Origin of the sequence: Pseudonocardia hierapolitana (assembly GCF_007994075.1) — a bacterium.
In the GTDB taxonomy this organism is placed as follows: Bacteria; Actinomycetota; Actinomycetes; order Mycobacteriales; family Pseudonocardiaceae; genus Pseudonocardia; species Pseudonocardia hierapolitana.
Genome location: NZ_VIWU01000001.1, coordinates 1,473,730 through 1,499,625 on the forward strand (window position 1 = coordinate 1,473,730; position 25,896 = coordinate 1,499,625).

The following is a 25,896-nucleotide window of genomic DNA, read 5'->3' on the forward strand; positions in this document are numbered from 1 at the left end:
AAAGTTGCCGGTCTCGTGCCGAAGTTGCGGCCAGCCTGCCTCTAGAAGGTGTGCTTGACTGAGCACATGGGTGAGCCGGGCGGGGTCGTCGTGGCGGCGCCCGCCGGCTCTGTGGCCGGAACGGGCGAGCTGTTCCAGCTGCTGCGCGACGGACAGGCCCGGACCCGGGCCGAGCTGGCCGCGAGCACCGGTCTGGCCCGCTCCACGGTCGCCGCGCGGGTCGACGCCCTGCTGGCCTGCGGCCTGGTCGGGCACGCGGGCGAGGCCACCTCCACCGGCGGCAGGCCGCCCACGCGCTTCCGGTTCGACCCGGGAGTGCGCGTCGTGCTCGGCGCCGACCTCGGGGCCACCCACGCCCGGCTCGCGGTCACCGACCTCGCCGGGTCCGTGCTCGCCGAGGTGAACGAGGACCTCGACATCGGCCTCGGCCCGGACGTGGTGCTCGGCCGCGTCGTCACGCTGGCCCGCGACCTGCTCGCGCCGTGGGACTCGAAGCTGCTCGCCGGCATCGGGGTCGGGCTACCCGGCCCGGTGGAGCACTCCTCCGGCCGCCCCGTCAACCCGCCGATCATGCCGGGTTGGGACGGCTTCGACGTGCCGGCCCGGCTCACCGCCGAGCTCGGCGCGCCGACCCTCGTCGACAACGACGTCAACGTCATGGCGCTGGGCGAGCACTTCGCCCACTGGCCCGGCACGGAGCACCTGATGCTGGTGAAGGTCGCCACCGGGATCGGCAGCGGGATCATCAGCGACGGCGCGCTGCGCCGGGGCGCGCAGGGCGCCGCGGGCGACCTCGGGCACGTCGCCGTGCCGGGTGGGGGCGACGTGCCGTGCCGCTGCGGCAACACCGGCTGCCTGGAGGCCATCGCCTCCGGCGCCGCACTGGCCGCGGCGCTGCGGGCCCGCGGTCACGACACGAGGTCGAGCCGCGACGTGGTGGCGCTCGCGAGGAGCGGCTCCGTGGAGGCCGTGCAGCTGGTCAGGGCGGCGGGCCGCGACATCGGCGAGGTGCTCTCCACCGCGGTCAGCCTGCTCAACCCGTCGGTGATCGTGATCGGCGGCGCGCTCGCCGCGGCGGGCGAGCACCTGCTGGCAGGCGTGCGCGAGGTCGTCTACCGACGCTCGCTCCCCCTGGCCACCCAGCACCTGCGGATCGTGCCCAGCCGCTCCGGCGAGCGGGCCGGCGTGATCGGCGCCGCGGTCATGGTCGTCGAACGCGTGCTCTCCCCCACGCAGGTGGACGAACTGGTGGCCGCCGCCCGCTGAACCAACCGACGAACGGCGCGTTCGTCGGCACCTATCCGACGAACGCGCCGTTCGTCGGATCGGCTCAGCCCAGCGCGGCGGACACGACGCCCTGGGCCTCCTCCTGGATCCGCGCGAGGTGGTCGGGGCCGCGGAAGCTCTCGGCGTAGACCTTGTAGACGTCCTCCGTGCCCGACGGGCGGGCCGCGAACCAGCCACCCTCCGTGACGACCTTGAGCCCGCCGAGCGGGGCGCCGTTGCCCGGCGCGGCGGTGAGCCGGTCGGTGATCTTCTCGCCGGCCAGCTCGGTGGCCCGTACGTCGTCGGCGGAGAGCTTGCCGAGCTTCGCCTTGTCCTCCGGGCTGCACGCCACGTCGGTGCGCGCGTAGGCCGGCTCGCCGAACCGCTCGGTGAGCTCCCGGTAGCGCTCGCTCGGCGTCCGGCCGGTCACGGCGGTGATCTCCGAGGCGAGCAGCGCGAGGATGATGCCGTCCTTGTCGGTGGTCCACACGCCGCCGTCGGTGCGCAGGAACGACGCGCCCGCGCTCTCCTCGCCGCCGAAGCCGATCGAGCCGTCCAGCAGGCCGGGCACGAACCACTTGAACCCGACGGGGGTCTCCACGAGCTTGCGGCCGAGGTCGGCGGTGACCCGATCGATCATCGAGGAGCTGACGGCCGTCTTGCCCACGCCCGCGTCCGGTGACCAGCCCGGCCGGTGCGCGTAGAGGTAGCCGATCGCGACGGCGAGGAAGTGGTTGGGGTTCATCAGTCCGTCGGCGGTGACGATGCCGTGCCGGTCGGAGTCGGCGTCGTTGCCGGTGGCGATGCGGAACTCGCCGCGCCGCTCCACGAGGGAGGCCATCGCGAACGGCGACGAGCAGTCCATGCGGATCTTGCCGTCCCAGTCGAGCGTCATGAACCCGAACTGCGGGTCGACGGCCGGGTTGACGACGGTGAGGTCCAGCCGGTGCCGCTCGGCGATCGCGCCCCAGTACGCCACGCTCGCCCCACCCATCGGGTCGGCGCCGATGTGCACGCCCGCGGAGCGGATCGCGTCCAGGTCCGCGACCGAGGGCAGGTCGGCGACGTACGCGCCGAGGAAGTCGTACCGGGCGAGCCCGGCCCGGTCGAGCGGCGCGCGGCGCACACCCGCGAGGCCCGCGCGCAGCAGCTCGTTCGCGCGGCCTGCGATCCACGAGGTGGCGTCGGTGTCGGCGGGGCCGCCGTTGGGCGGGTTGTACTTGAAGCCGCCGTCCGGGGGCGGGTTGTGCGACGGCGTGACGACCACCCCGTCGGCGAGCCCGTCCGTCCGCCCGCGGTTGTGCGTGAGGATCGCGTGCGAGACGGCGGGGGTGGGCGTGAACGCGTCGTCGGCGTCGGCCAGCACGTGCACGCCGTTGGCCTGGAACACCTCGATCGCCGTGGTCCATGCGGGCTCGGACAGCGCGTGCGTGTCCCGACCGATGAAGAGGGGCCCGTCCGTGCCCTGCTGCGCCCGGTACTCGCAGATCGCCTGGCTGGTGGCGGCGATGTGGGCGTCGTTGAACGTGGCGCGCAGCGAGGAACCGCGGTGCCCCGAGGTCCCGAACGCCACCCGCTGCGCCGCGTCGTCCGGGTCAGGGACCCGGTCGTGGTAGGCGGCGAGCAGGGTCTCGACGTCGACGAGGTCCTCGGGCTGCGCGGGCGTTCCGGCGCGGGGGTGGGTCGGCATGGCGCGCTCCCGGGGTGCTGCGGCGGGTTCCCGGTCACCTTGCCACCGCGAACGGCAGTCCTGCACCCGCAGCCGCAGCTCCGTTGCATCGGCCGACCCCGTGCCCTGCGCATGATCCGTGGATTCGGATCGCCGTGGCTGTGGCGACAGCCGCTCCTGTGCGGCTCCGCGAGCACTCTCCTCGGCCTGACCAGGGGGCTTCGGTGGCGATCCTCAACCCCGCAGCACCCCCCGACCAGCGCCTCCGGTGGCGACCCTCAACCCCGCAGCACCCCCGACACCGGCCGAAGCGGCGCCGCACGTCCCGCAGACCAGCACCTCCAGCGACAACCCTCGATCCTCGTAGCGCCCCTTGACCAAGGCCTTCGGTGGCGCCGCGCATTCTGCGGGGCCGCCCCTCAGAGCTCAAGGGCGCCTCCGGCGTCGCTCCGCGATCGCTGCGCGACCCTTGACCTCTGAGCCTCTGCGACCCCTGAGGGCAAGCCATGCGCGCAGGCCAGGGGCCTGCCCGGAGGGCGCGCGGCGCCACCGAAGGCGGTCCCACGGCGATGATCGAGGCTTCGGCGCGGAAACGGGCGAAAACGACACGGCAACGCGCCGAACAGCCGATCATGCCGCTCGTAGCGCCGCCAACAGCCGACTTCACACACCCAGTACGGACTTCACACAAGGCCGGCCTTGTGTGAAGTGGCCACTGGGTGTGTGAAGTGGTCATCGGCGGGGAAAACGCTCTCGTAATCGGCCCGAGGAGTACGTCAGCGTCTCCGCCGAGCCCGTGGTGTGCTGATCGGAATGGTCTTCCGCCGCTCGCGCCCGTTCTCGGCGCACGCGCCCCGTCGACGGGGTGCGTGGGCCGACACGGGACGCGCGGGCGGACTCCCTCGATCAACGCTGCGGAGATCGGCCCCCTCGCGCGCTCCGGATCAGGCGATGCGCCTTCTCCCCGGTCCCCGCCCCATCGAACCGTCGCGCCGGCACGGGATCGGCAGCTCCGCTCCGGAACACCGGGAGCGCGCGGATCACACCGGGATGCGGGGCTCCTCGAACCGTGCCGAGTGCTCGGCCACCCACTGGGCGAACGTGCGCGCCGCGCGACCGGTCACCCGCTCGACGGTGTCGACGACGGTCGTGGCGTCCTCCGTGGGAGCGGCGTACCAGCCGATCACGTACTCGGCGTCCGCGCGGGACACACCCGTGGCCATCAGCCGCTCGACGGCCTGCTCGTGGGTGATCGGGACGAAGGCGATGTCGCGTCCGGTGGCCCGGGACAGGATCGCGATCCGTTCCCGCGTGGTCAGCGACTCGGGCCCGGTGAGGTTGTAGGCGCGCCCCGCGTGGCCGTCCTCGAGCAGCGCGATCGCGGCCACCTCCCCGATGTCGGCCTCGTGCACCAGCGCGCTGGGGAAGTCGTACGGCTCGCGCACGACGCCCTCGGTCCGGATCGACTCGACCCACGTCAGCGTGTTCGACATGAACTCCTGCGGTTCCAGGCGCGTCCATTCCACGCCCGACTCCGCAACGGCCTGCTCGACCGGTCCCACCCAGCCGCCCCACACGACGGTGATGCGCCCCACCCCCGCGTCGACGGCCCGCCGCACCAGCTCGGGCCCGACCTCGGCGAGCCCCGCCGTCACCGTGACGTGCAGCCGGTCGACCCCGTCGAGAGCCGCACCCAACTCCTCCGGAGCGGTGTGTGTGCCGCCCACGATCTCCACCTCGGCCGGGAACGCGGCCGCGGCCGGATTGCGGGTCAACGCGCGAACGCGCTCGCCCCGGCGGACCAGCTCGGCCACCACATGGCGGCCGGTGTTCCCGGTGGCGCCCGTGACAAGTGTCGTCACTGTCGAACTCCTTTCGTCGCGGACGACGCTAGGAGCTCAACCTGACTTCAGGTCAACTACGCGGAGAGCGGGGTGCGCTGCTGGGGGATGCGCAGGTGCAGCGGCAGGTGGCCGGTGCGCGGGGTCGAGTCCGTCGTCAGGTGGAAGTGGCCGCCCCGGGACCGCGCGCAGATGTACGAGCGCAGCGGCCGGGCGCCGAGCGCCTCCAACTCGCGGGCCGCGGCCTCGGCGTCCTCGCGCGTCGAGTAGATCACCTTGCCGTCGGAACCGGGACCCTGGCGCGGCAACACCCGGCCCTCGATCTCGGCGCGGCTGGGCCGGCAGAAGATCGGACGGCCCGCCTTGGTCAGCCGGGCGTGGCGGCACAGGACCTCGGCGCGGGCCAGATCACGCACGCTTCGCTGCTCCGGCACCATCGGCCCGGTCGTCGCGTCGCTCCTGTCGGCGTTCACGTGATCCCTCCTCCGCGTCCTGTAACCGGTGATCGCGCGGGTCCCAGCTTTCCGTTATCCGGGCAGGAGCGGGATGACACCATCGTGTTGTTTCCCGGTCCTGATCACTCTGGGTAGTTATCACCGGAGCGTGATCACCCGACAAGTGCGCCGCCGCTGCGGGGACCGCACTGACGTGCTGCTCGACGCGCTCACACCCGTTACTTGTGGACAAGCGGCGCGCCCCCGTCGGGACTGTCACCGCCCGCGCCTAGCGTGTGCGCAGAACGTGAACGAGGGGGGCGCAGCCATGTGGCACCTGCACCGGGCCGAACGGGCCGACACGCTGGCCCGCGCGCTGGGCGACCTGCTGGCCGAGCCGCCGGCCGACCCGTTCGCCTCGGAGGTCGTGGCGGTGCCGGCCAGGGGCGTGGAGCGGTGGCTGGCGCAGCGGCTGGCCCACCGGCTCGGAGCGGCGGGCGGCGGGGGCGACGGCGTGTGCGCGGGTGTGGCCTTCCCCTCCCCCGCCGCGGTGGTGGCCGAGGTCGTCGCGGCGGCCGCCGGCCTGGATCCCGCCGACGACCCCTGGCAGCCGGAACGGGCGGTGTGGCCGATGCTGGAGGTGATCGACGCGAGCGTCGGGGAGGAGTTTTGCGCCCCGCTGGGCGCCCACGTGGGCGACGCCGGGCGGGGCCGCCGGTACGCCGTCGCACGCCACCTCACCGATCTCTTCGCCTCCTACGCCACCCACCGGCCCGCCCTGCTGAGGGGCTGGCTCAGCGGCACCGGGGCCCCGGAGGGCGGTGCCGCCGACCTCGCATGGCAGGCGGAGCTGTGGCGGCGGCTGCGCGAGCGCATCGGCGTCCCCTCGCCGGCCGAGCGCGTGGAGGCGGCGTGCACGGCGCTGCGCTCCGACCCGGCGGCCGTCGCGCTGCCGGAGCGGGTGTCGATCTTCGGCCCCACCCGCCTGCCCGCCGAGCACCTCGCGGTGCTGGGCGCGCTGGCCGAGCACCGCGACGTGCACCTGTGGCTGCCCCATCCGTCGCCCGCGCTGTGGGCGGCCGTCGTGGCGCCGGGCGAGATCCCGCTCCGCCGCACCGATCCCACCGCGAGCGCGGCCCGTCACCCGCTGCTGGGATCCCTCGGGCGCGACGCCCGTGAGCTGCAGCTCCGGCTCCCCGCGGGGTGCGTCGACACGCACCACCCGGCCGAGCTGAGCCCACCGGTCACGCTCCTGCATCGGCTGCAGGCCGACCTGCGCGACGACCGCACGCCCGACGGCGGGTTCGCCCTGCGGCCGGACGACCGCAGCGTGCAGGTGCACTCCTGCCACGGGCCGGATCGGCAGGTCGAGGTGCTGCGGGAGATCGTGCTCGGCCTGTTGGAGGCCGATCCCACCCTCGAGCCGCGCGACGTGCTGGTGATGTGTCCCGACGTCGAGACGTTCGCCCCGCTGGTCTCGGCCTGCTTCGGTCTCGCCGACGGCCCCGACGCCCACCCCGGTCAACGCCTGCAGGTCCGGCTGGCCGACCGCGCGCTGCGCCAGGTCAACCCGCTGCTCGACACGGTGGCGCAGCTGCTGGAGCTCGCCGATGCCCGGGCCACGGCGTCGCAGCTGCTCGACCTGCTCGGCACGGGGCCGGTGCGCAGCCGCTTCGACCTCGACGAGACCGACCTCGAGCGGCTGCGCGAGCTCGTGGTCCGCTCGGGAGTGCGGTGGGGGCTCGACGGCGCGCACCGGGCGCCGTTCCATCTCGACGGGTTCCCGCAGAACACCTGGTCCGCGGGCCTCGACCGGCTGCTGCTGGGCGTCGCGATGTCCGGGTCGGAACACGAGTGGCTGGGCACCGCGCTGCCCCTGGACGAGGTCGAGTCGGGCGACGTCGCCCGGGTCGGCCGGCTCGCGGAGTTCGTCGACCGGGTCGCGGCCGTCCTCGCCCGGCTGGCCGGGCAGCAGCCCCTCGAACGGTGGGTCGCGGTGCTCCAGGACGCCCTCGACGCGCTCACCCTCGTCACCGGAACCGACGAGTGGCAGGGCACGCAGGCGCGGGCCGAGCTCGCCGCCGCCGTCCGAGCGGCCGGGCCGCACGCCGCCACCGTCGAGCTCGGGCTGGCCGACGTGCGCGGCCTGCTCGCCGAACGGCTGCGCGGCCGTCCCACCCGCGCCAACTTCCGCACGGGCACGCTCACCGTCGCCACGCTGGTGCCGATGCGGTCGGTGCCGCACCGCGTGATCTGCCTGCTCGGGCTCGACGACGGCGCCTTCCCCCGCGCAGGCGTGCCCGACGGCGACGACCTGCTCGCCCGCGACCCCCTGGTGGGCGAGCGCGACCCCCGCAGCGAGGACCGGCAGCTCTTCCTCGACGCGATCTGCGCCGCCACCGAGCACCTCGTCGTGGTGCACTCCGGTGCCGACGAGCGCACCGGCGCCCGCCGCCCGCCCGCCGTTCCGCTCGGGGAACTGCTCGACGCCGTCGCCGCCACTGCCGGCCGCGAGGCGCTCGATCAGGTGGTGGTGCGCCACCCCCTGCAGCCGTTCGACCCGCGCAACTTCGCCGGCCCCCGGCCGTTCAGCTTCGACCGCGCCGAGCTGGCCGGTGCGGTGGCGGCGGGCGGCACGAAGGCGCCGCCCGCACCGTTCCTCGCCGACCCCCTGCCCCCTCCCGACGACGACGACGTGATCGCCCTCGACGAACTGGTGTCGTTCGTCGAGCACCCCGTCAAGGAGTTCCTGCGCCAGCGGGTGGGGCTCTCGCTGTTCACGGCGGAGGAGCAGGACACCGACTCGCTGCCGGTCGACCTCGACGGGCTCGCGCTGTGGTCGATCGGCGACCGGCTGCTGCGCGACCGGCTGGCGGGGCGGCCGCTCGACCGCTGCCGGCAGGCCGAGTGGCGTCGCGGGGAGCTGCCGCCGGGGGCGCTGGGCGAGCAGGTGCTCCTGCGGGTGCTCGACGACGTCGAACCGATCGTCTCCGCCGCCCAGCCGTACCTGGTGGGCGAGGCGGGCGACCGCGACGTCGACGTCACCCTGCCCGACGGCAGCCGCGTCGTCGGCACGGTCGGCGGGCTGCACGGGAACGTCCTGCTGCGCGTCGAGTTCTCCCGGCTCGCGGCCAAGCAGCGGGTACGCGCGTGGGTGCGGCTGCTCGCGCTCACCGCGGCCACCCGCGAGCCGTGGCGCGCCGTCACGATCGGGCGGGGGCAGAAGTTCGGGCTGGCGATGGCCACCGCGGGCCCGCTCGACCCCGACCGGGCCACCGCCGAGATCGCCGAGCTCGTGGCGCTGCGGCGGGCGGGCCTGCGCGAGCCGCTGCCGCTGCCCACCCAGGCCGGCCACACCTACGCCACCGTCCGCCGCGGCGGCGCGGATCCCGCGGGCGCGCTCGACGAGGCGCTGCGCAAGTGGACGAGCGGCGCGGGAGCAGAGCGCGCCGACACCGCGCACGTTCGGGCATGGGGCCCGCAGGCCGGTCCCGAGGTGCTCACCGCGCCCGGGCCGCCGGGCGGGGAGCCCACCCGGTTCGGCACGCTCGCGCTGCAGGTCTGGTCCCCCCTGCTCACGGCAGAGGACGTGGTGAGGCTGTGACCGTCATCCCGTTCCCCGCCCCGGTGCTCGCGCCCACCGCGTTCGACGTCTGCGGCGAGCTGCCCACCGGCACCACGGTGCTGGAAGCGAGCGCCGGCACCGGCAAGACCTTCACCATCGCGGCGCTCGCCGCCCGCTACGTCGCAGAGGGCCACGCCGCTCTGCCCGAGCTCATGCTCGTCACGTTCGGCCGGGAGGCCACCCAGGAGCTGCGCGAACGCGTGCGGGAGCGCCTCGTCACCGCCGAGCGCGGCCTGGCCGATCCCGCTGCCGCCCGCGCCTGCGCCGACGACGTGCTCCGGCTGCTCGCCGAGGCGCCCGACGCCGAGGTCGCGGCCCGACGCGGCCGGCTCGCCCGCGCCCTCACCCAGTTCGACGCGGCCACGATCGCCACCACCCACCAGTTCTGCCAGCAGATGCTCGCCGGCCTGGGCGTGGCGGGCGACGGCGACCGCGACGCGGTGTTCGTGGAGTCGATCGAGGACATCCTCACGGAGGTCGTCGACGACTTCTACGTCCGCAAGTACGGCGCGCGCGGCGCCGGCACGCCGGCGTTCAGCCGGGCGGAGGCGCTCGCGTTGGCCCGCAGGGCCGTGCACGACGGGCAGGCGCGGCTCGAACCGCGCGGCGCCGAGCCGGGCAGCGCCGCCCACGTGCGCCACCGCTTCGCCACGGCCGTGCGCGCCGAGGTGGCGCGGCGCAAGCGCGTGCGGCGCATCTACACCTACGACGACATGCTCACCCGGCTGGCCGACGCGCTGGCCGACCCGGCGCGCGGCGCGGCCGCCCGGCTGCGCGCCCGCTACCGCGTGGTGCTGGTCGACGAGTTCCAGGACACCGACCCGGTGCAGTGGCAGATCCTGCGCACGGCCTTCCACGGGTCCACCACGCTCGTGCTGATCGGCGACCCGAAGCAGGCGATCTACGCGTTCCGCGGGGCCGACGTCGTCAGCTACCTCGACGCCACCGATGCCGCGCACCACCACGCCACGCTGGCCCGCAACTGGCGCAGCGACGCCGTGCTCCTGGACGCGCTCGACACGGTGTTCGCCGGCGCGGCTCTCGGCGACCCGCGGATCACGGTGCACCACGTGGAGTCCGCCCATCCCGGGAGCCGGCTGCGCGGCGCGCCGGTCGACACCCCGTTCCGGTTGCGCGTGGCGTCCCGCGCCGGGCTGCCCAAGGCACCGCGCCGCGACCTCGCCGTCGTCGGCCCGGCCCGCGAGCTCGTGACGCGCGACGCGGCGTCCGACATCGCGGCGCTGCTCGCGAGCGGGGCCACCGTCGCCGGTGAGCCGGTGGCCCCCGGCGACGTCGCCGTGCTGGTGCGCACCAACGACCAGGGCGCGATGATCCGCCAGGCCCTCGCCGCCGCGGGGGTGCCCGCCGTGCTGTCCGGCACGGCCAGCGTGTTCGGCACCCCCGTCGCCGGGGAGTGGCTCACGCTCCTGGAGGCACTGGAGCAGCCGCGCGCGGCCCGGGTGCGGGCCGCCGCGCTCACCCCCTTCCTCGGCCACACGGTCGCCGAGCTCTGCGGGCCCGGCGCCGAGGCCCTGCTCGACGAGGTCGGTGCCACGCTGCGCGCGTGGGCGGTGGTGCTGCACGAGCGCGGGATCGCCGCGCTGCTGGAGGCCATGACAACTCGCACCACCACCGGACCCGGACTCCCCGGCCGCCTGCTCGGCGTCGCCGACGGCGAGCGGCTGCTCACCGACCTGCGCCACATCGCCCAGGCGCTGCACGCCGCCGCGGTGTCCGAGCACCTCGGCCCGGCCGCGCTGGTGGAGTGGCTGCGCCACCGCATCACCGACGCCGCCCAGGACGTGGTGGTCGAGCGCAGCAGGCGGCTGGAGTCCGACGCCGACGCCGTGCAGATCATCACGATCCACCGCAGCAAGGGCCTCGAGTTCCCGATCGTCTACGTGCCGTTCGGGTGGGACCGCAACGTCCGCGACCCGGACGTCCCGCTCCTGCACGACGAGTCCGGCGCCCGGGTGCTCGACGTCGGCGGCGAGTCCGGCGACGGGTGGAAGGAGCGGGTCGCGCGGCACCGCGCGGAGGAGGCGGGCGAGGACCTGCGGCTGCTGTACGTCGCGCTCACCCGCGCGCGCTGCCAGGTGGTCACGTGGTGGGTGCCGGCCACCACCACTGCCACGTCCCCGCTGCACCGGCTGCTGATCGGGCGGCCCCCGGCCGGCCGCGAGCCGGCGGAGGCCTACCGCGTGCCCGCCGACAACGCGGCGCTGCACGCGCTGCGCGAGCTCGCGGGGAGCCGGATCTCGGTGGAGGAGATCGGGTTCGCGCAGAGCGCGCTCACGCTGCCCGCGTCCGAGCCCGCAGCGGGTGAGCTGCGCGCCGCGGAGTTCTCCCGCCGGCTCGACATCGCCTGGCGGCGCACGTCCTACAGCGCGCTCACCGCGAGCGCGGGCCACGGGCCGGGCGTCGGCAGCGAACCGGAGGCTGCGGGGATCGACGACGAGGCGGCGGTCGAGCTGCCCCCCGGATCCGAACCGGACGGGGTCGCGGCGCTCCCGTCCCCGATGGCGGAGCTGCCACTCGGGGCCGGCTTCGGCACGCTGGTGCACGGGATCTTCGAAGCGGCCGACCTCACCGCCGCCGACCTGCCCGGCGAGCTCACCACCCACGCCCGTGATCAACTCGTGCACCACCCCGTACCGGGCGTCGAGGCCGAGCTGCTGGCGGCTGCGCTGCTCCCGGCCGCCCACACCCCGCTCGGTCCACTGGCAGGCGGACTGCGCCTGGCCGACATCGCGCCGCGCGACCGGCTCGCCGAGCTCGACTTCGAGCTGCCCCTCGCCGCCGGTGACACCCCCGGCCCACCCGTGTTCCTCGGCGCGCTCGCCCCGCTCCTGTGCCGGCACCTGCCCGCCGACGACCCGCTGCGCTCCTACCCCGACGCGCTCGCCGGGCTCGCCGAGCAACCGCTGCGGGGCTACCTCACCGGCAGCATCGACGCGGTGCTGCGGCTGCCGGGCTCGCGGTTCGCGGTGGTCGACTACAAGACCAACTGGCTCGGGCCGATGGGGCCCGAGGGGCGCGAGCCGCTCACGTCCGCCCACTACGCGCCACCGCGGCTGGCCGAGGCGATGATCGCCTCGCACTACCCGCTGCAGGCGCTGCTCTACAGCGTCGCGCTGCACCGGTACCTGCGCTGGCGGCTGCCCGGCTACAGCCCGGAGCGCCACCTCGGTGGGGTGCTGTACCTGTTCGTCCGCGGGATGTGCGGGCCCGACACCCCGGCGGTCGACGGCGTGCCGTGCGGGGTGTTCAGCTGGGTGCCGCCTGCCCCGCTCGTGGAGGAGCTTTCCCAGCTGATGGGCGGTGTGGCATGACGGTCGATCTCGGCGATGCTCGCCTGGCCCGTGCCGCCGACCGCCTGCTCGGCGTCTTCAACACCGCGGGCGTGCTCGATCCGGCCGACGCGCACGTGGCCGCTCGGATCGGGCGCCTCGGTGGGGAGACCGACGAGGAGGTCCTGCTCGCGGTGGCGCTCGCCGTGCGCGCGGTGCGCCTCGGGTCGGTGTGCGTCGACCTCGCCTCGGTGAGCCACACCGTGCTCGGCGAGGGTGACGAGCTCGTGGACGTCTCCGCGCTGCCGTGGCCCGACCCGCCGCGGTGGCTCGCGGCGTGCGCGGCGAGCCCGGTGGTGGCCGACGGGCCGGACGCGCCGAGCGGCCGTCCGCTGCGGATCGTCGACGGGCTGCTCTACCTCGCGCGCTACTGGGGCGAGGAGGAGGTGGTGCGCCGCTCGCTCGCCGAGCGCGCCGCGGCCGCGCCGCCCTCGGTCGACATCCCGCGGCTGCGGGCCGGCCTGGAGCGGCACTTCTCGGCGCCCGGGTCGGAGCGGCAACGCCTGGCGGCCGCGGTGAGCGTGCTGCGGCGGGTCACGGTGCTGGCGGGCGGTCCGGGAACCGGCAAGACCACCACGGTCGCGCGGCTGCTCGCCCTGCTGCACGACCAGCCGGGCCCGCCGCCGCGGGTCGCGCTCGCCGCCCCCACCGGCAAGGCGGCCGCCCGGCTGCAGGAGGCGGTCGCGGCCGAGCTGCCCGCCGAGCTGCGGTCGCGCACACCCGAGGCGGCCACCCTGCACCGGCTGCTCGGCTGGCGGCCGGGCGGGCGCTTCCGCTACGGCCGCACCCAGCGGTTGCCCTTCGACGTGGTCGTCGTCGACGAGACGTCGATGGTGTCACTCACGCTGATGGCCCGGCTCCTGGAGGCCGTGCGGCCGGACGCCCGGATCGTGCTGGTGGGCGACCCCGACCAGCTGGCCTCGGTCGAGGCGGGCGCGGTCCTCGGCGACCTGGCCAGGGCACCGGGGCAGCCGGAGGCGGCCCTCGACGCGGCCCTCGAGGCCACGGGCATCCCCGGCGGCCTCGTCGGCGGTCCGGTGATCAACGGTGTGGTCACGCTGCGGCATGTGTGGCGCTTCGGCGGCGCCATCGCCGAGTTCTCCCGCGCCGTGCAGGCCGGCGACGCCGACGCCGCGGCCGCCTTGCTCCGCGGTGACCACTCCGACCTGGAGTTCGTCGAGCCCGACGACGTCACCGGAGTGCGCAAGGACGTCGTGGCCGCCGGCCGCGAGCTCACCGATGCGGCGATGCGCGGCGACGTCCCCACCGCGCTCGCGGCCCTGGAACGCCACCGGGTGCTGTGCGCCCACCGCAGGGGGCCGTACGGGGTCACGCGCTGGAGCGCGGAGATCGAGCGGTGGCTGCGGGCGGCCCTCCCCGACGCGCCAACGGGGCCGTGGTACCCCGGGCGGCCGGTGCTCGTCACGGCCAACGACTACGACGTGGGGCTGTTCAACGGCGACACCGGCGTGGCGGTCGCCGTGCCGGAGGGACTGCGGGTCGCGTTCGCCCGTGGCGGGCTGCCGACCCTGCACCCGCCTGCCCGGCTGTCGGAGGTGGCCACCGTGCACGCGATGACCGTGCACCGCGGACAGGGCAGCCAGTTCCGGCGGGTCACGGTGGTGTTGCCGCCCGCCGAGTCCCCGCTGCTCACCCGGGAGCTGCTCTACACGGCGGTCACGCGGGCCGCCGAGTTCGTCCGGGTCGTCGGCACCGAGGAGGCGGTGCGCGCGGCGGTGGCCCGCCCCGTCAGCCGGGCCAGCGGGCTGCGCCACCGGCTGGGAGCTGCGCGAACGGGCTGATCAGTTCCTCGGCGACCCAATGGGCGACGTCGGCGGGGTAGGGCGCCGGCAGCCCGAGGATGACGTGCCCGAAGCCGGCGTCGAGCGCCTCACGGATCGCCTTCCGCGTTGCGTCGGCCTGCTCGTAGGCGACCTGCAGGTGGATCGAGCGGGTGATCGACGCGGGGTCGCGACCGATCTCGGCGCAGAAGCGGTCCAGCAGCGCGCTGCGGGCGACGACGTCGTCGATGTCGCCGCCGGGGATGTTCCACAGGTCGGCGTGTTCGGCCACCACGCGCAGCGTCGCGGACGAGCGGCCACCGATCATGATCGGCGGGTGGGGCCGCTGAACGGGCTTGGGGCTGCCGAACGCCCCCGTGAGCTGGACGTGGGTGCCGCGGAAGTCGAACGGCTCGGTCTCGGTCCACAACCGCCGGATCACCGTGCACGCCTCGGCGAGGCTCTCCACGGAGTGGGCGAAGTCGTGGAAGGGCAGGCCGTGTGCCTCGTACTCGCGCCGGGCCAGGGGGTGGCTGGGCCGCGAGCCGGCACCGATGCCGAAATCGAGCCGGCCGCCGGAGACGATGTCGACGGTCGTGGCGATCTTGGCCAGCATCGCGGGCGGCCGGAACCGGTTGCTGCTGACGAGCACACCGACCCGGAGCCGCCGGGTCTGCGCCGCGAGCGCCGTGAGCAGCGTCCAGCCCTCGTAGGTCGGTCCGTCCGGGTCGCCGAAGATCGGCATGAGGTGGTCGAACAGCCAGGCGTGCTCGATCTCGGGCATCGAGTCCGCCTCGCGCCACAGGCGCAGGACGTCCTGGTAGTCGACCTGCGACGGAGCGGTCATGATCCCGAAGCGGGGTGCGGTGTCCGGCATGGGGCATCGATCCTTTCAAGCGGAACGTTGTTCCGGAACGATACGGAACGATGTTCCGATTGACAAGGTGGATGATGAGGCCTCGGACCGGAGGCTGCAGAGGTGGCGGACATGGCAACGCAAGCCCCGCGCAGGCGGGCCGACGCCCGACGCAACGAGAACGCCCTGCTCGACGCCGCAGCAGCGGTCTTCGTCACCTCGGGCGTCGAGGCACCGGTGCGCGACATCGCCGCGCGGGCGGGCGTCGGCGTGGGCACGGTCTACCGCCACTTCCCGACGCGGGCCGACCTGGTCGTGGCCGTCTACCGGCACCAGATCGAGGCGTGCGCCGAGGCGGGCGAGACACTCCTCGCCGAGGCATCCAGCCCCTACGTCGCACTGACGCGGTGGATCGACACGTTCGTCGACCTCCTCGTCACCAAGCACGGCCTGGCCGCCGCGCTGCGGCCCGACAGCGCGCAGTTCGACGCCCTGCACGCCTACTTCCTCGACCGGCTCCTGCCCGTGGCCACCCGGCTGCTCGAGGCCGCGGCCGCCTCCGGCGAGATCCGCTCCGACCTGCAGGCCTACGAGGTCATGCGCGGCGTCGGGAACCTCTGCATCGGCGCCGACAGCGACCCCCGCTACGACGCACGCCGGCTGGTCGGACTGCTCGTCGCAGGACTGCGGCTGCCGTCCTGAACCCGGCCGAAGCCGCCGTTCCGCCAGGCGCTCCCCCGGCTGCCGGCCACGAGTACGAGAGGATCACGGGCATGAGCCCTGCCACCGCCCGGATCAGCCGGGTCACCGTCACCCCCGTCGCGTTCGCCGATCCGCCGCTGCTCAACTCCGTCGGCGTGCACGAGCCGTACGCGTTGCGGGCGATCGTGCGGGTCGACACCGACGAGGGCCTGGTCGGCTGGGGCGAGACCTACGCCGACGACGTCCACCTGGAGCGGTTGACCGCGGTGGCGGCCGCACTGGCCGGCCACGACGCGTTCGAGACCGAGCGGCTGCGGCGGGTGGTGGCCGGTGTCCTCGGGTCCGGCACGCGCGGGGGCGACGGCGTCGCCGGCATGATCACCGGCGCCAGTGCGGTGGACCGGGTGTTCTCCCCGTTCGAGGTGGCCTGTCTGGACGTGCAGGGCAGGGCGATCGGCCGGCCGGTCGTCGACCTGCTCGGCGGCCGCGTGCGCGACGCGGTGCCGTACAGCGCGTACCTGTTCTACAAATGGGCCGCGCACCCCGGCGCCGACGCCGACGAGTGGGGCGAGGCGCTCACCCCCGACCAGCTCGTCGCGCAGGCCCGCCGCATGATCGACGGCTGGGGCTTCCCCGCGATCAAGCTCAAGGGCGGCGTGCTCCCGCCCGACGACGAGATCGAGGCGACACGCGCGCTCGCCGCCGCGTTCCCCGGCGTGCCGCTGCGCCTCGACCCGAACGCCGCATGGACCCCCGAGACCGGCATCCGCGTGGCGAAGGCCCTGGATGGGCTCGTCGAGTACCTGGAGGACCCGTCACCCGGCATCGACGGCATGGCCCGGGTCGCGGCCGAGGCCCCGATGCCGCTCGCCACGAACATGGCCGTGGTGGCGTTCGACCAGCTGCCGGCATCGGTCGCGGCCGGCGCCGTGCAGGTGGTGCTCAGCGACCACCACATCTGGGGCGGGCTGCGCCGATCGCAGCTACTGGCCGGCACCTGCGACACGTTCGGCATCGGCCTCTCGATGCACTCGAACTCCCACCTCGGCATCTCCCTCGCCGCGATGACCCATCTCGCCGCCGCCACCCCGAACCTCACCTACGCCTGCGACACGCACTGGCCGTGGAAGACCGAGGACGTCGTTCGGCCGGGCGTGCTGGAGTTCGTCGACGGCGCCGTCGCGGTGCCGTCCGGGCCGGGGCTCGGTATCGAGGTCGACGAGGACGCCCTCTCCGCCCTGCACGAGCAGTACCTGCGGTGCGGCCTGCGCCGCCGTGACGACACCGGCTACATGCGCCGCTTCCAGAGGGACTTCGAACGCAAGCTCGCCTTCTGGTGATCCCCATGGATGTTGTCGTCACCAGCGTCCGGGTTCGCTCCCGATGATCGGCTCGGACGGCCTGCCGTCGACGCCGACGGGCACGTCACCGGCCAGCATCACCCGGTGCATGATCCTCGGGGAACCGAGGTGGCCGTGGTCACGGGGGGCCAGGTGCATCGCAGCCCGGTTGTCCCAGAAGGCCACACTGCCCGGTTCCCAGCGGAAGCGGACCGTGTACTCGGGCCGGACGGCCTGCTCCAGCAGCATGTCCAGGACGGCTCGGCTCTCCGCGCGGGAGACGTCGACGATCTGCTCGACGTAGTAGCCGTTGACGAACAGCACCCGCTCCCCGGTCTCCGGATGGACGCGTACCAGCGGGTGCACCGAGGCGACCTGGTGCTCCAGCAGGTGGCGGACGTAGGCGTCATCGCCCGGTCGGGGCTGGTAGCCGACGCCGAGCCGGTGTTCGGCCCTCAGACCGGCCACGAACTCCCGCACCGGCGCGGACAGCCCGGCGTACGCCGCGGCCAGGTTGGACCAGGTGGTGTCACCACCGTAGGGCGGCACGCTCTCGGCGCGCAGGATGGTCGCGGCCGGCGGGTCGATGCGGGCGCCGTGGTCGCAGTGCCAGCCGCGGAGCAGGGTGTGCCGGCGGCGCTGCAGCCACTCGTCGTGCTCCATGCCGAACCGGCCGCCCAGCTCCAACCGGTCGGCCGTGGTCTCGATCTCCGGGAACTCCATCGGGGACGCGCTCCCGCGCCTTCGGATCACGACGGGCTGCCCGAACCGCCGCGCGAACGCGACGTGCCCGGCGTGGTCCAGCCGCTGCCCGCGGAAGAAGACCACCTTCCAGCGCAGCACCGCCGCCCTGATCGCCGCGACCTGGGCGTCGTTCAGGTCCCCGGCCAGATCGACGCCTGCGATCTCGGCACCGATGTACCCCGCGACCGGTTTCACCTCGATCCCGGCCGCCCGTTCCGCCGTCCGGTCCACCGTGCCCCGATCCGTCACCATGCGCGCTCCGATGGTCGTCCGTACGTCCGTAGTACCGGCTCACCCCAGATCGTGACAGGGGGCTCGGGCGAGAACCCGTCACGAAAGTGGAGGGGTCAGCCTTGACGAGTTCCGTCGGCACATTCCGCGTGAGCTAACCATTCCTGCAGTTCCGCCGAGCCACTCGCATGACACAGTCCGGCTCGTCGACGCGCTCGTCCGCCCTCCGCGAGGCCGGGGTCTTCCTCGCGATCTGCTACGCGCTCGCGCTGGCGATCGCGATCGCGCTTCCGCGCGCCGGAATCGCCCCGCTGATCAGCATGATCATGCCGGTCGTCGCGGTCGCGATCACCGTGCTCGTCATGATTCCCCGCGGCCGGCGGCGAGCGGCGTGGGCGGAGGTGGGGTTCGGGCGCCCGGCCTGGCGCGCACTGCTCGTCGCCGTGGCCGGACCGTTGGTCATCATCAGCGTGAGCTTCGCGATCGCCGCTGCGGTCGGCGTCGTCCGCTTCGCGGTCCCGGACGGCGGCATCGGCGGCTGGCTGCTCGAGCTGGTGATCGGGATCCCGGTGTTCGGGGTGATCCTCCTCGGTGAGGAGATCGGGTGGCGCGGGTTCCTGCTGCTCCGGTTCGGCGCCGTGATGTCCGGCCGCCGCGCGGCACTCGCCGCGGGCGCCTGCCAGGCGGCCTTCCACCTACCGCTGCTGACGCTCACCACGACGTACCAGGCGGAGGGGAACCGGTGGATCGTCGTGCCGATGGTGATGGTGACGTTGACGCTCGCCGGTGTCTGGTACGGCTGGCTGCGGCTCTGGTCCGGCAGCATCTGGCCGGTGGGCCTGTCCCACAGTGCCTTCAACAACGCCTTGCAGGCCGCTGCCGGGGTCGCGGTGGCGACCTCGCCCGCCGCGATGGCCTACACGACGACGGAGACCGGCGTGGTGACGATGCTGATCGTCCTCGTCACCGCGGTGTTCCTGTTGACGCGGCGGGCGGCGGACTTCCGAATGCCTCAGGGTCGGGTGCGGAGCGGCCGATAGCTCGGCCCGCACACCCGTCCCGCACGGTCCTGCGGCACGATGGGATCGGAGGTGATCTGAGGCGGTGACGTTGGATCGGGACTTCTGGGAGGGACGCTGGTCCCAGGTCCTGCGCGAGCACGGGGACAAGGTTGCGAAGATCCCCCCGAACGCATGGCTCACGGAGGCGGTCGGCGACCTGCGCCCCGGACGCGCCCTCGACGCGGGCTGCGGCCACGGATCCGACACCCTATGGCTCGCCGCGCGCGGATGGCAGGTCACCGCGGTCGACTTCTCCACGGCCGCACTGGCGCACGCCCGGTCGACGGCCGAGACCATCGGGGCGGACGTCGCCGGACGCATCGACTGGGTCGAGGGCGATCTGGCCGGCTGGACCCCGCGGTCGGGGCGCTACGACCTCGTGACCTGCCTCTACGTCCACGTGGCGGGATCGGTGGAGGAGATGGTGCAGCGGATGGCGGCGGGCGTCGCGCCCGGCGGGACCCTGTTCCTGGTCGGCCACCGCCCGATCGACCCGGCCACCGGCGCCCCGACGCCCGCGGCCGGCCAGGTGCAGGTCTCCGTCGACGAGGCGGTCGCCGCGCTCGGCACCGGCCGCTGGGAGTTCGTCGTCGCGGAGGACCGCCCGCGGGCCCAGGCCGGCACCGGCGTCGACGCCGTCATCCACGCGCGACGCCTGTCCTGACGGACCGCCGCCCGATCCGCCACGCCGAGCGGCGGATCCACGCGCCGATTCCTGCCAGCTTCGAACGAAAGCTCGCCACCCGATAGCGACGACCCCCGTCCCGGTTGATGATCGCGTGCATGCCTGGAAGTGGCGCGGTGGACAGCGGTACGCCGGTACTCCCCGTCGGCCACGACTTGGGCGCCTTCCACGCCGGGGACGGCGTGACGGCGCCCGTGCAACAGGTGCGCGTCGGTGCGGAGATCATCGACCTCGACCCGGTGCATTTCGCCGCGTGGACGGCAGCGCACGGGGCGCCGACGGAGGACGGCGCGGCGCCCGTCGTCACCGTGGGCGGGTTGGGTGCCGTGTACGGCGAGGAGGTCGTGGCAGGCCTGGTCCGCGACCGCCTGCTTGCCGCGATCGTCCCGCATGCGGAGTTCGCGGAGGGTCACCGGCTCCTGGCGCTCGCGCAAGGACTCGGCAACAGCGCGGAGCACCCGTGGTTGTTCTCGGTCGGGTTGCTCTACCAGCCGCTGGCGGTGATGACCGGCGGGATGTACGACCTGTGGCAGGGGGCCGGCCTCTCCCCCGATCTGTGGTCGGCGTGCGAGGAGGCGGCCGCGGCAGCGCGGCAGGCCGGGGCCACCGAGGACCAGTACACCGATCCGGAGCAGATGCTGGCCGGGGCGATGAGCGTGCTGCCCCAGCTGCTCACGGCGCGGGTGGCGTGCCTGGACCTGCGGATGTGGGTGTCGGCGTGAGCAACCTGGTGTTCCCGATCGGCCACTACGTCGGTGAGCGGCACCCGGAGGGCGTGCAGGTGGTGCGCGTCGGTGGGGCGCACCACGCGCTCACGGACGACGAGTTCGGGGTGTGGGTACTCGCGCACGGTGCGCCGGTCGGCGGTTCGACGGCATGGACCACGGACGACCTGCTCGCCCTCGCCGAGGAGACCGGGCCGGACGACGCCGGACGGCATCTCGAGGAACTGACCGCGAGAGGGCTCCTCGCGCTGGTGCCCGCCGACGGGGGCCGCAAGGCGGTGGCGTTCGCCGAGACCTACCGGCTCACGCCCCTGCTCGTCGGGCTCGGCAACACCGGGACCGACCCGGACAGCTACGCCCTGGGTTTCCCGCTGCTGGACGAGCCGGTGGCGGTGGTGCCCGCGGGCAGCTACGAGCTGTGGCAGTGGGGGCACATCGCGCCCAGCATCCGGCACACCTGCGACGTGCGGGTGAAGGTCGCGGCCGACCTGAACGAGCCGACCGGCGCCGCGGAGGCGCTGCACGGCCTCCTCGCCGATCTGCGGCTGTTGTTGGTCAACAGCTGTGCCTATCTGGATCTGGCGCGGTTGCGGTAACCGGGCGCTACCCGCTGACCGTGCTGGCCCTGATCACCAGCCCCGGTTCGAAGACGAGGTGCCGCTCGCCGACGGTGCCCGCGATCTCCTCCAGCAGCAGGTCGACGGCCGCGAAGCCGAAGGCCTCGTGCGGAAGGCGCACCGAGCTGAGCGGGATGAGCGACGCCTCGCCGAACTCGATGTCGTCGTAGCCGATCAGCGCGATGTCCTCCGGCACCCGGACCCCGCCCGCCACCAGGATGTGCAGGATGCCGAGCGCGAGGAGGTCGTTCACCGCGAAGATCGCGTCGGGCCGGGCGGACTCCGGCCGGGCGAGCAGCGCCCTGCCGACCTCGCTGCCGCCGCGGATCGTACGGTCCCGGGCGTCGATGATCTCGAGGGTGGCCGCCGGTTCGCCGCGCACGGCGTCGCTCGCCCCGGCCAGCCGGTCGGCCACCTGCCGCACCCCGAGGGGTCCGCCGACGAACGCCACCCGGCGGCGTCCCAGCTCGACCAGGTGTGACGCCGCGAGGCGCCCACCCGTGACGTCGTCGATCGACAGCGACGGCTGCTCCGGCGACTGGGCGGCCTGCCCGACGAGCACCGACGGGGTGCCGCGCGACCGGATGCGGGCCAGGCGGTCCTCGATCGGCCCGTTCGAGGCCACGAGCATGCCGCTCACCTGCTGCTGCTCGAAGAGCTGCAGGTAGGCGTCCTCGCGTTCCCGGCTGCGGCGCGAGTTGGCGATGAAGACGGCGAGGCCCCGCTGCGAGGCCCGCTGCTCGACCCCCTCCGCGATCGCCGCGAAGTACGGGTTGCTCACGTCGGGCGCGATGTAGGCGACCGCGCTGCTCCTGCCCAGTCGCAGCAGGCGACCCGCGTCGTTCCGGACGAAGCCCAGCGCGTCGATCGCAGTGCGGATGCGCTGCGCTTTCTCGTCGGACACCTTGTCGGGGTGGTTGAGGTAATGCGACACCGTGCCGACCGCCACGCCCGCACGGAGCGCGACGTCGCGGATCGTCACGCGGCCCATCCCGATCTCCTCGCGCCGTCGTATCGTTTCAATCTACCCGGGCACCCCGGCCGCCTGACGCACGAACGCGCTGGTCGAGCCCCGGACGGAGCTCGAAAGACTGTTCAACGGAGTGGGCGGGCTCGATCACGGCTGATTCGAGAGTGGTCCTACTGCACGACCTCCCCCCGCCGTCGCTGATCGAGCCACCGCGTGCTCGTCTGCCGCCAGACCTGCTGCGAGCGTTCGAAGAAGGGCTCGATGTCCTCACGACGCAGTTCGTCGTCGCCCCTGGTCGCCAGCAGGTAGTCCAGCTCGTCCCGGATCCGGCGCAACTCGGCCTGCGCCTCCTCCATCAGCACCCACCGGGACCGCCAGTTGAAGAACGGTTCGACGGCCGCGACCACCGTGGACAACGCGACGAGCGAGAACCCGAGACTCGCCCAGAAGTCGAGATCCTGAAGACCCAGGATCACGGTCGACGCACCTGAGAGTCCGAGCGTCACCATCCGTGTGATGGAAGCCGCGGAGCGAAACCGCTTCTTGCGCGGCTGTGCCCACACGATGCCGCGCACAGCCTCCGAGCGAACCCACAGAGCCAGCTCACGAGCGGAAAGCTGCTGCGGCGGATCCCGCTCCTCGTCCTCGTCCCAGTCTGCCTGCCTACCCATCCCGGCCCCGTTCCGTTGCTGCCCGAGCTCGTCTCGTGAGCGCTACACGTGATGCAGGAGCGTCAGAGGAATGTCACTCCGACACCATTCCCGGCGATCGTCGCGCGCACGACGCAGGACCTCACGGCGGGCGTGGCCGGACCTCAGCCCGGGTCGACGTCGATCCGCCGGATCCGCAGCGCCAGCGCCTCGCCTGCCGGGAGCGCGACGGGTTCCGCGTCGGCGGTGGCCGTGTTGCGCTCCACGGACGTCAGCGTGAACTCGCGATCGACCGTCTCCACCGTCATGTTCCAGGTGTCGATGACGTCCACGGCGAACCTGTCCCCCACCTGGAGCCGCTCGCCCCGCACCCCCTGTGGCAGCCGGAACGTCCAGGCCTGCGGGGCGTCGAGGCCCAGGTACTGCAGGTAGATCTGCCGCGGGATGCCGGCGGTGTAGGTGGGGTCGTCCCACTTGTCGATCGGGTCGAGGCCCGCGCCGCCGACCTCCTCGAGGATCCGGCGCAGGAACTCCAGGCGGGGCGGGCTCTGGCCGCGGAAGGGCCCACCGGCGACGACCGAGAGCGTGCCGCCGTCGACGAGGTAGCTCTCGCCGTGGCTCGCGTACGTGCCGCTCACGGTCGCGATCCAGAACCGGTGCACCAGCTCGCGGGCCGACAGGTTGCCCCAGCGTTCGGCCGTGTCGCCCTCGTACTTGATCTCGTCGAGCACGATCGGCTTCCGGTAGGCGTCGCGGTACAGCAGGGCGCGGCCGAACTCGGCCACCGCCGACCCGTTCTGCAGCGACACGTGCGTGACCCACGGCTTGTTGTGGTCGTAGAGCCGGATCCAGTTGTGGATCGAGCGCAGCCGCCCGTGCGGGTCGGTCTCCTGCAGGGTGCGGAAGACCTCGTCCCACCGCTCCTCGGGCCGGGAGAGGATGTCGTACTCGTTCGCGAGCGACCACCACACGTTCCGGTACGCCGACAGCCGCGCGACGAGATGGCGCAGGTAGGCCGCGTCCTGCTCGGCGGTGAGACCGTCGAGGCCGAACTGCCCCGAGTCGTACGGGTGGAAGAGGATCACGTCCGCCTGCACGCCGGCCTCGAGCAGGTCGCGGACCGCGCGGTCGATCTTGCGGAAGAACGCGACGTCGATCCGCGAGACGTCCCACTCCTCGCCGTCCTTCGCGAACGGGAACGCGTCCGGCACGTGCCCGACGTGGTTGCCGCCCTGCGGGAACACCAGGAAGCGCAGCTTGGTGAAACCCCCATCGGCGACCGCCTCCAGGGTCTCGCGGTAGCGCTCCTCCGGCTGGTGCACCCAGTTGTAGACGGTGGTGCCGACCGGCCGGAACGGTGTGCCGTCCGCGTACGCGAAGTGGTACGTGCCGGCGACGGAGACGGGGCCGTGGTTGCCCGGTGAGGGCGGGACGGCGCGGAAGCCGCCGGTGCAGCCGTCGAGCTCCGCCGCGCCGGACGTCGTGACGTACGCCCACTCCCCCTCGACGTCGGGCGAGAAGCGCACGACGTGGGTGCCGTCGCCGTCGGGGAAGCCGGGCACGCGCACCGTGCGGTCGCCGTGGGTGAAGGTGGCCTCGAACGTGGCGTCCTCGGGCCCGGCGAAGCGCGCCTCGAACACGCCCCAGCGTTCGGTCACCGGCTGCCGGCTCAGTTCTCTCTCCACAGGTGGCGGGGCACGTACCCGAGCCGGTCGGCCGCCTTGTCGATCGACAGCAAGGTCTCGAACTCCCCCAGCTCCTTGCGCAGCGGAACGCCCGGGAACCACGCCGCGGCGAGCTGCGCGGACGGGATGGTCAGGCCGGTGTCCGACGCGGCCACGTTGTAGACCTCGAACCCGGGCGACGCCCTGTCCAGGGCGAGCGAGATCGCGAGCGCCGCGTCGCGCACGTCGACGTAGGAGCCGAGCAGGTCACGGCGGTAGTCCAACTCGCCTGCCCGGGCGAACGAGGAGTACTCGTCGACGACGTTCGTGAAGCGCAGCGCGGTGATCGAGAACGCCGGGTCCCACCGCACGAGCTGCCCGGCCATGGCCTCTTCCAGGACCTTTCCCAGGCCGTACGTGTTGTTCGCCGCCGTGTGCTCCTCGTCGAGCGGCAGGTAGGGCGGCGGCTCGTCGAACGGGTAGCCCATCGCGTTGATGCTGGAGGCGTAGACGATCGTCCTGATCCCGGCCCGGTGGGCGCCGTGGAACACGTTGAACGAGACCGCCATGTTGTGGTGGAACGTGGTGGCGTCGGGGACGAGCCCGTTGACCGGGATCGCGGCGAGGTGGACGAGGGCGTCGACGCCGTCGTGGCGCGCGGTCACCCCGAGGAGGGCGTCGAGGGTCTGCCCGTAGTCGGACAGCTCGACGCGCGTGAAGCCCGCGCCCCGCGTGCCATCGAGGTCGAAGCCGATCACGTCGTGGCCATCGGCCAGGAGCCGCGCCACGGCGGCCCGCCCCACCTTGCCGTTGCTCCCCGTGACCGCGATGCGCATGCGGCCGATCATCGATCCTCGCTTGAAACGTGTCAACCAGACATGATCGCGCCGAGAAGCACGGTGCCGCTGCAGGTACAGCGGTGGTGCGCTTCTCGCACCGATCGATCGCTCCGAGCTGTACGCGAGCGTCGTCGATCCCGCGCGGGTGTGCTTCCTGGCCGATCGTCGGGGCGGCTCGCCGACCGCTCAGCTGGAGCTGCCGAAGTCCTCGGGTGAGGCGTTGTCGAGGAACCGGCGGAAGCGTTCCACCTCCTCGTGCTCGGACGGGGTCTCGCCTTCGGCACCGGGCTCGGCCTCGTCGGACGGGCCGACGATCCCGACCTCGGCCACCGCGGCCTCGTCCAGCACGGCGTCCTCGGCCTCGATCCGGACGTCGACGTGCAGCGCCATCGCCACCGCATCGCTCACCCGTGCCGACACGCGGACGTCGCCGTCGAACACGAGCTCGGCGTGGAAGACGCTGTCGCGCAGCATCGTGATGCGCACCAGCTGCAGCCGCCGGTCGAACGCGCGCACGACCTCGAGGATCAGCTGGTGGGTCTGCGGCCGGGGCAGCTCGACGCGGCGGCGGGCGAGCTCGATGGCCGTCGCCTCGGGCACTCCCACCCACACCGGCAGCACGCGCCGCCGTCCGCCGGTCTCCTGCAGCAGCAGCACCGGCTGCACGGCCATCGGGTCCCTGCCGAGCGCGACCACTCGCATCTCCTGCACAGTGACTCCTCTGCCTCCGCTGCGCTCCGGCGGCTCGCGGGCCTTTGGCGTGCTGCCCTGCTCCTCCGGTGCTCGGTCGCTCGTTCCTCGCTCCCTGCGCGCCTCCCCCGCAGAGCAGCACCGGCCCGCTCGCAC

Annotated in this window: 20 protein-coding genes; 10 read left to right on the top strand and 10 right to left on the bottom strand. The window is 73.7% G+C overall.

All coding sequences use genetic code 11. The features are described from left to right. Positions 1–54 precede the first annotated feature (54 nt). Entirely contained in the window at positions 55–1,266 is a 1,212-nt protein-coding gene (locus FHX44_RS07175) for an ROK family transcriptional regulator (RefSeq protein ID WP_212612368.1), read from the top strand. Positions 1,267–1,330: 64 nt separating this feature from the next. Here the strand turns inward: FHX44_RS07175 and pgm are convergent, their stop codons facing one another. From pgm to FHX44_RS07190, 3 genes are all read right to left on the bottom strand, one after another. Beyond that, positions 1,331–2,956 carry a phosphoglucomutase (alpha-D-glucose-1,6-bisphosphate-dependent) gene (pgm, locus tag FHX44_RS07180; protein WP_147254752.1) on the bottom strand — a complete coding sequence of 542 codons (1,626 nt, stop codon included), beginning with the start codon at positions 2,954–2,956 and terminating at the stop codon, positions 1,331–1,333. Between the two features lie 1,019 nt (positions 2,957–3,975). Next, positions 3,976–4,797, bottom strand: a complete 822-nt coding sequence (locus FHX44_RS07185) for an NmrA family NAD(P)-binding protein (RefSeq protein WP_147254753.1) — start codon at positions 4,795–4,797, stop codon at positions 3,976–3,978. 56 nt (positions 4,798–4,853) lie between these two features. Next, positions 4,854–5,249 (bottom strand): hypothetical protein, encoded by a 396-nt coding sequence (locus FHX44_RS07190; protein ID WP_147254754.1) that lies wholly within the window; start codon positions 5,247–5,249, stop codon positions 4,854–4,856. 268 nt (positions 5,250–5,517) lie between these two features. On the opposite strand from FHX44_RS07190, the gene recC reads away from it, so the two are divergent. The 3 genes from recC to recD are packed head-to-tail and all read left to right on the top strand — an operon-like array spanning position 5,518 to position 13,987. Further along, complete coding sequence (gene recC / locus FHX44_RS07195; RefSeq protein WP_246170258.1) at positions 5,518–8,814, top strand: exodeoxyribonuclease V subunit gamma; 3,297 nt, start codon at positions 5,518–5,520, stop codon at positions 8,812–8,814. Further along, positions 8,811–12,167 carry a UvrD-helicase domain-containing protein gene (locus FHX44_RS07200; RefSeq protein WP_212613135.1) on the top strand — a complete coding sequence of 1,119 codons (3,357 nt, stop codon included), beginning with the start codon at positions 8,811–8,813 and terminating at the stop codon, positions 12,165–12,167. Before recC ends, FHX44_RS07200 begins: the two co-directional genes overlap by 4 nt. Further along, a complete protein-coding gene (recD, locus tag FHX44_RS07205; protein WP_147254755.1) occupies positions 12,164–13,987 on the top strand; it encodes an exodeoxyribonuclease V subunit alpha in 1,824 nt (607 codons plus the stop codon). The genes FHX44_RS07200 and recD overlap by 4 nt, the downstream gene beginning before the upstream one ends. On the opposite strand, the gene FHX44_RS07210 is transcribed toward recD, so the two are convergent. Further along, on the bottom strand, positions 13,935–14,843 hold the full coding sequence (locus FHX44_RS07210) for an LLM class flavin-dependent oxidoreductase (protein WP_147254756.1): 909 nt from the start codon (positions 14,841–14,843) through the stop codon (positions 13,935–13,937). The two genes, recD and FHX44_RS07210, sit on opposite strands and share 53 nt — an antisense overlap. A gap of 111 nt (positions 14,844–14,954) precedes the next feature. On the opposite strand from FHX44_RS07210, the gene FHX44_RS07215 reads away from it, so the two are divergent. Both FHX44_RS07215 and FHX44_RS07220 read left to right on the top strand, forming a co-directional pair. After that, positions 14,955–15,524: a TetR/AcrR family transcriptional regulator gene (locus tag FHX44_RS07215; protein WP_147254757.1), complete on the top strand. Its 570-nt coding sequence runs from the start codon at positions 14,955–14,957 to the stop codon at positions 15,522–15,524. A 71-nt stretch (positions 15,525–15,595) separates the two neighbouring features. Further along, a complete protein-coding gene (locus FHX44_RS07220; protein ID WP_147254758.1) occupies positions 15,596–16,864 on the top strand; it encodes a glucarate dehydratase family protein in 1,269 nt (422 codons plus the stop codon). Between the two features lie 18 nt (positions 16,865–16,882). Here FHX44_RS07220 and FHX44_RS07225 read toward each other — a convergent pair whose 3' ends face one another. Then, positions 16,883–17,860, bottom strand: coding sequence for a TauD/TfdA dioxygenase family protein (locus FHX44_RS07225; protein WP_147254759.1), 978 nt, complete (start codon positions 17,858–17,860; stop codon positions 16,883–16,885). A 167-nt stretch (positions 17,861–18,027) separates the two neighbouring features. Between FHX44_RS07225 and FHX44_RS07230 the strand changes: the two genes are divergently transcribed. From FHX44_RS07230 to FHX44_RS07245, 4 genes are all read left to right on the top strand, one after another. After that, positions 18,028–18,879: a CPBP family intramembrane glutamic endopeptidase gene (locus FHX44_RS07230; protein ID WP_147254760.1), complete on the top strand. Its 852-nt coding sequence runs from the start codon at positions 18,028–18,030 to the stop codon at positions 18,877–18,879. Between the two features lie 64 nt (positions 18,880–18,943). After that, on the top strand, positions 18,944–19,564 hold the full coding sequence (locus tag FHX44_RS07235; protein ID WP_212612369.1) for a class I SAM-dependent methyltransferase: 621 nt from the start codon (positions 18,944–18,946) through the stop codon (positions 19,562–19,564). 119 nt (positions 19,565–19,683) lie between these two features. Further along, complete coding sequence (locus tag FHX44_RS07240) at positions 19,684–20,307, top strand: hypothetical protein (RefSeq protein WP_147254761.1); 624 nt, start codon at positions 19,684–19,686, stop codon at positions 20,305–20,307. Beyond that, the gene (locus tag FHX44_RS07245; RefSeq protein WP_147254762.1) at positions 20,304–20,906 is read left to right on the top strand and encodes a hypothetical protein; all 603 of its coding nucleotides are present in this window, start codon (positions 20,304–20,306) and stop codon (positions 20,904–20,906) included. The genes FHX44_RS07240 and FHX44_RS07245 overlap by 4 nt, the downstream gene beginning before the upstream one ends. 7 nt (positions 20,907–20,913) lie before the next feature. Here FHX44_RS07245 and FHX44_RS07250 read toward each other — a convergent pair whose 3' ends face one another. From FHX44_RS07250 to FHX44_RS07270, 5 genes are all read right to left on the bottom strand, one after another. Continuing rightward, on the bottom strand, positions 20,914–21,918 hold the full coding sequence (locus FHX44_RS07250) for a LacI family DNA-binding transcriptional regulator (protein WP_147254763.1): 1,005 nt from the start codon (positions 21,916–21,918) through the stop codon (positions 20,914–20,916). A gap of 149 nt (positions 21,919–22,067) precedes the next feature. After that, positions 22,068–22,568 carry an SLATT domain-containing protein gene (locus FHX44_RS07255; protein ID WP_147254764.1) on the bottom strand — a complete coding sequence of 167 codons (501 nt, stop codon included), beginning with the start codon at positions 22,566–22,568 and terminating at the stop codon, positions 22,068–22,070. A gap of 143 nt (positions 22,569–22,711) precedes the next feature. Beyond that, the gene (locus FHX44_RS07260) at positions 22,712–24,205 is read right to left on the bottom strand and encodes an apiosidase-like domain-containing protein (RefSeq protein WP_170308807.1); all 1,494 of its coding nucleotides are present in this window, start codon (positions 24,203–24,205) and stop codon (positions 22,712–22,714) included. 11 nt (positions 24,206–24,216) lie between these two features. Continuing rightward, positions 24,217–25,047, bottom strand: coding sequence for an NAD-dependent epimerase/dehydratase family protein (locus tag FHX44_RS07265; RefSeq protein ID WP_147254766.1), 831 nt, complete (start codon positions 25,045–25,047; stop codon positions 24,217–24,219). Between the two features lie 189 nt (positions 25,048–25,236). Then, on the bottom strand, positions 25,237–25,761 hold the full coding sequence (locus FHX44_RS07270) for a bifunctional nuclease family protein (RefSeq protein ID WP_170308808.1): 525 nt from the start codon (positions 25,759–25,761) through the stop codon (positions 25,237–25,239). Positions 25,762–25,896 lie beyond the last annotated feature (135 nt).

Bases quoted from the DNA above. Each gene is read 5' to 3' on its own strand.
- pgm (WP_147254752.1), bottom strand. From the start codon at position 2,956: ATGCCGACCCACCCCCGCGCCGGAACGCCCGCGCAGCCCGAGGACCTC.
- recD (WP_147254755.1), top strand. From the start codon at position 12,164: ATGACGGTCGATCTCGGCGATGCTCGCCTGGCCCGTGCCGCCGACCGC.
- FHX44_RS07210 (WP_147254756.1), bottom strand. From the start codon at position 14,843: ATGCCGGACACCGCACCCCGCTTCGGGATCATGACCGCTCCGTCGCAG.
- FHX44_RS07215 (WP_147254757.1), top strand. From the start codon at position 14,955: ATGGCAACGCAAGCCCCGCGCAGGCGGGCCGACGCCCGACGCAACGAG.
- FHX44_RS07220 (WP_147254758.1), top strand. From the start codon at position 15,596: ATGAGCCCTGCCACCGCCCGGATCAGCCGGGTCACCGTCACCCCCGTC.
- FHX44_RS07225 (WP_147254759.1), bottom strand. From the start codon at position 17,860: ATGGTGACGGATCGGGGCACGGTGGACCGGACGGCGGAACGGGCGGCC.
- FHX44_RS07230 (WP_147254760.1), top strand. From the start codon at position 18,028: ATGACACAGTCCGGCTCGTCGACGCGCTCGTCCGCCCTCCGCGAGGCC.
- FHX44_RS07240 (WP_147254761.1), top strand. From the start codon at position 19,684: ATGCCTGGAAGTGGCGCGGTGGACAGCGGTACGCCGGTACTCCCCGTC.
- FHX44_RS07250 (WP_147254763.1), bottom strand. From the start codon at position 21,918: ATGGGCCGCGTGACGATCCGCGACGTCGCGCTCCGTGCGGGCGTGGCG.
- FHX44_RS07255 (WP_147254764.1), bottom strand. From the start codon at position 22,568: ATGGGTAGGCAGGCAGACTGGGACGAGGACGAGGAGCGGGATCCGCCG.
- FHX44_RS07265 (WP_147254766.1), bottom strand. From the start codon at position 25,047: ATGCGCATCGCGGTCACGGGGAGCAACGGCAAGGTGGGGCGGGCCGCC.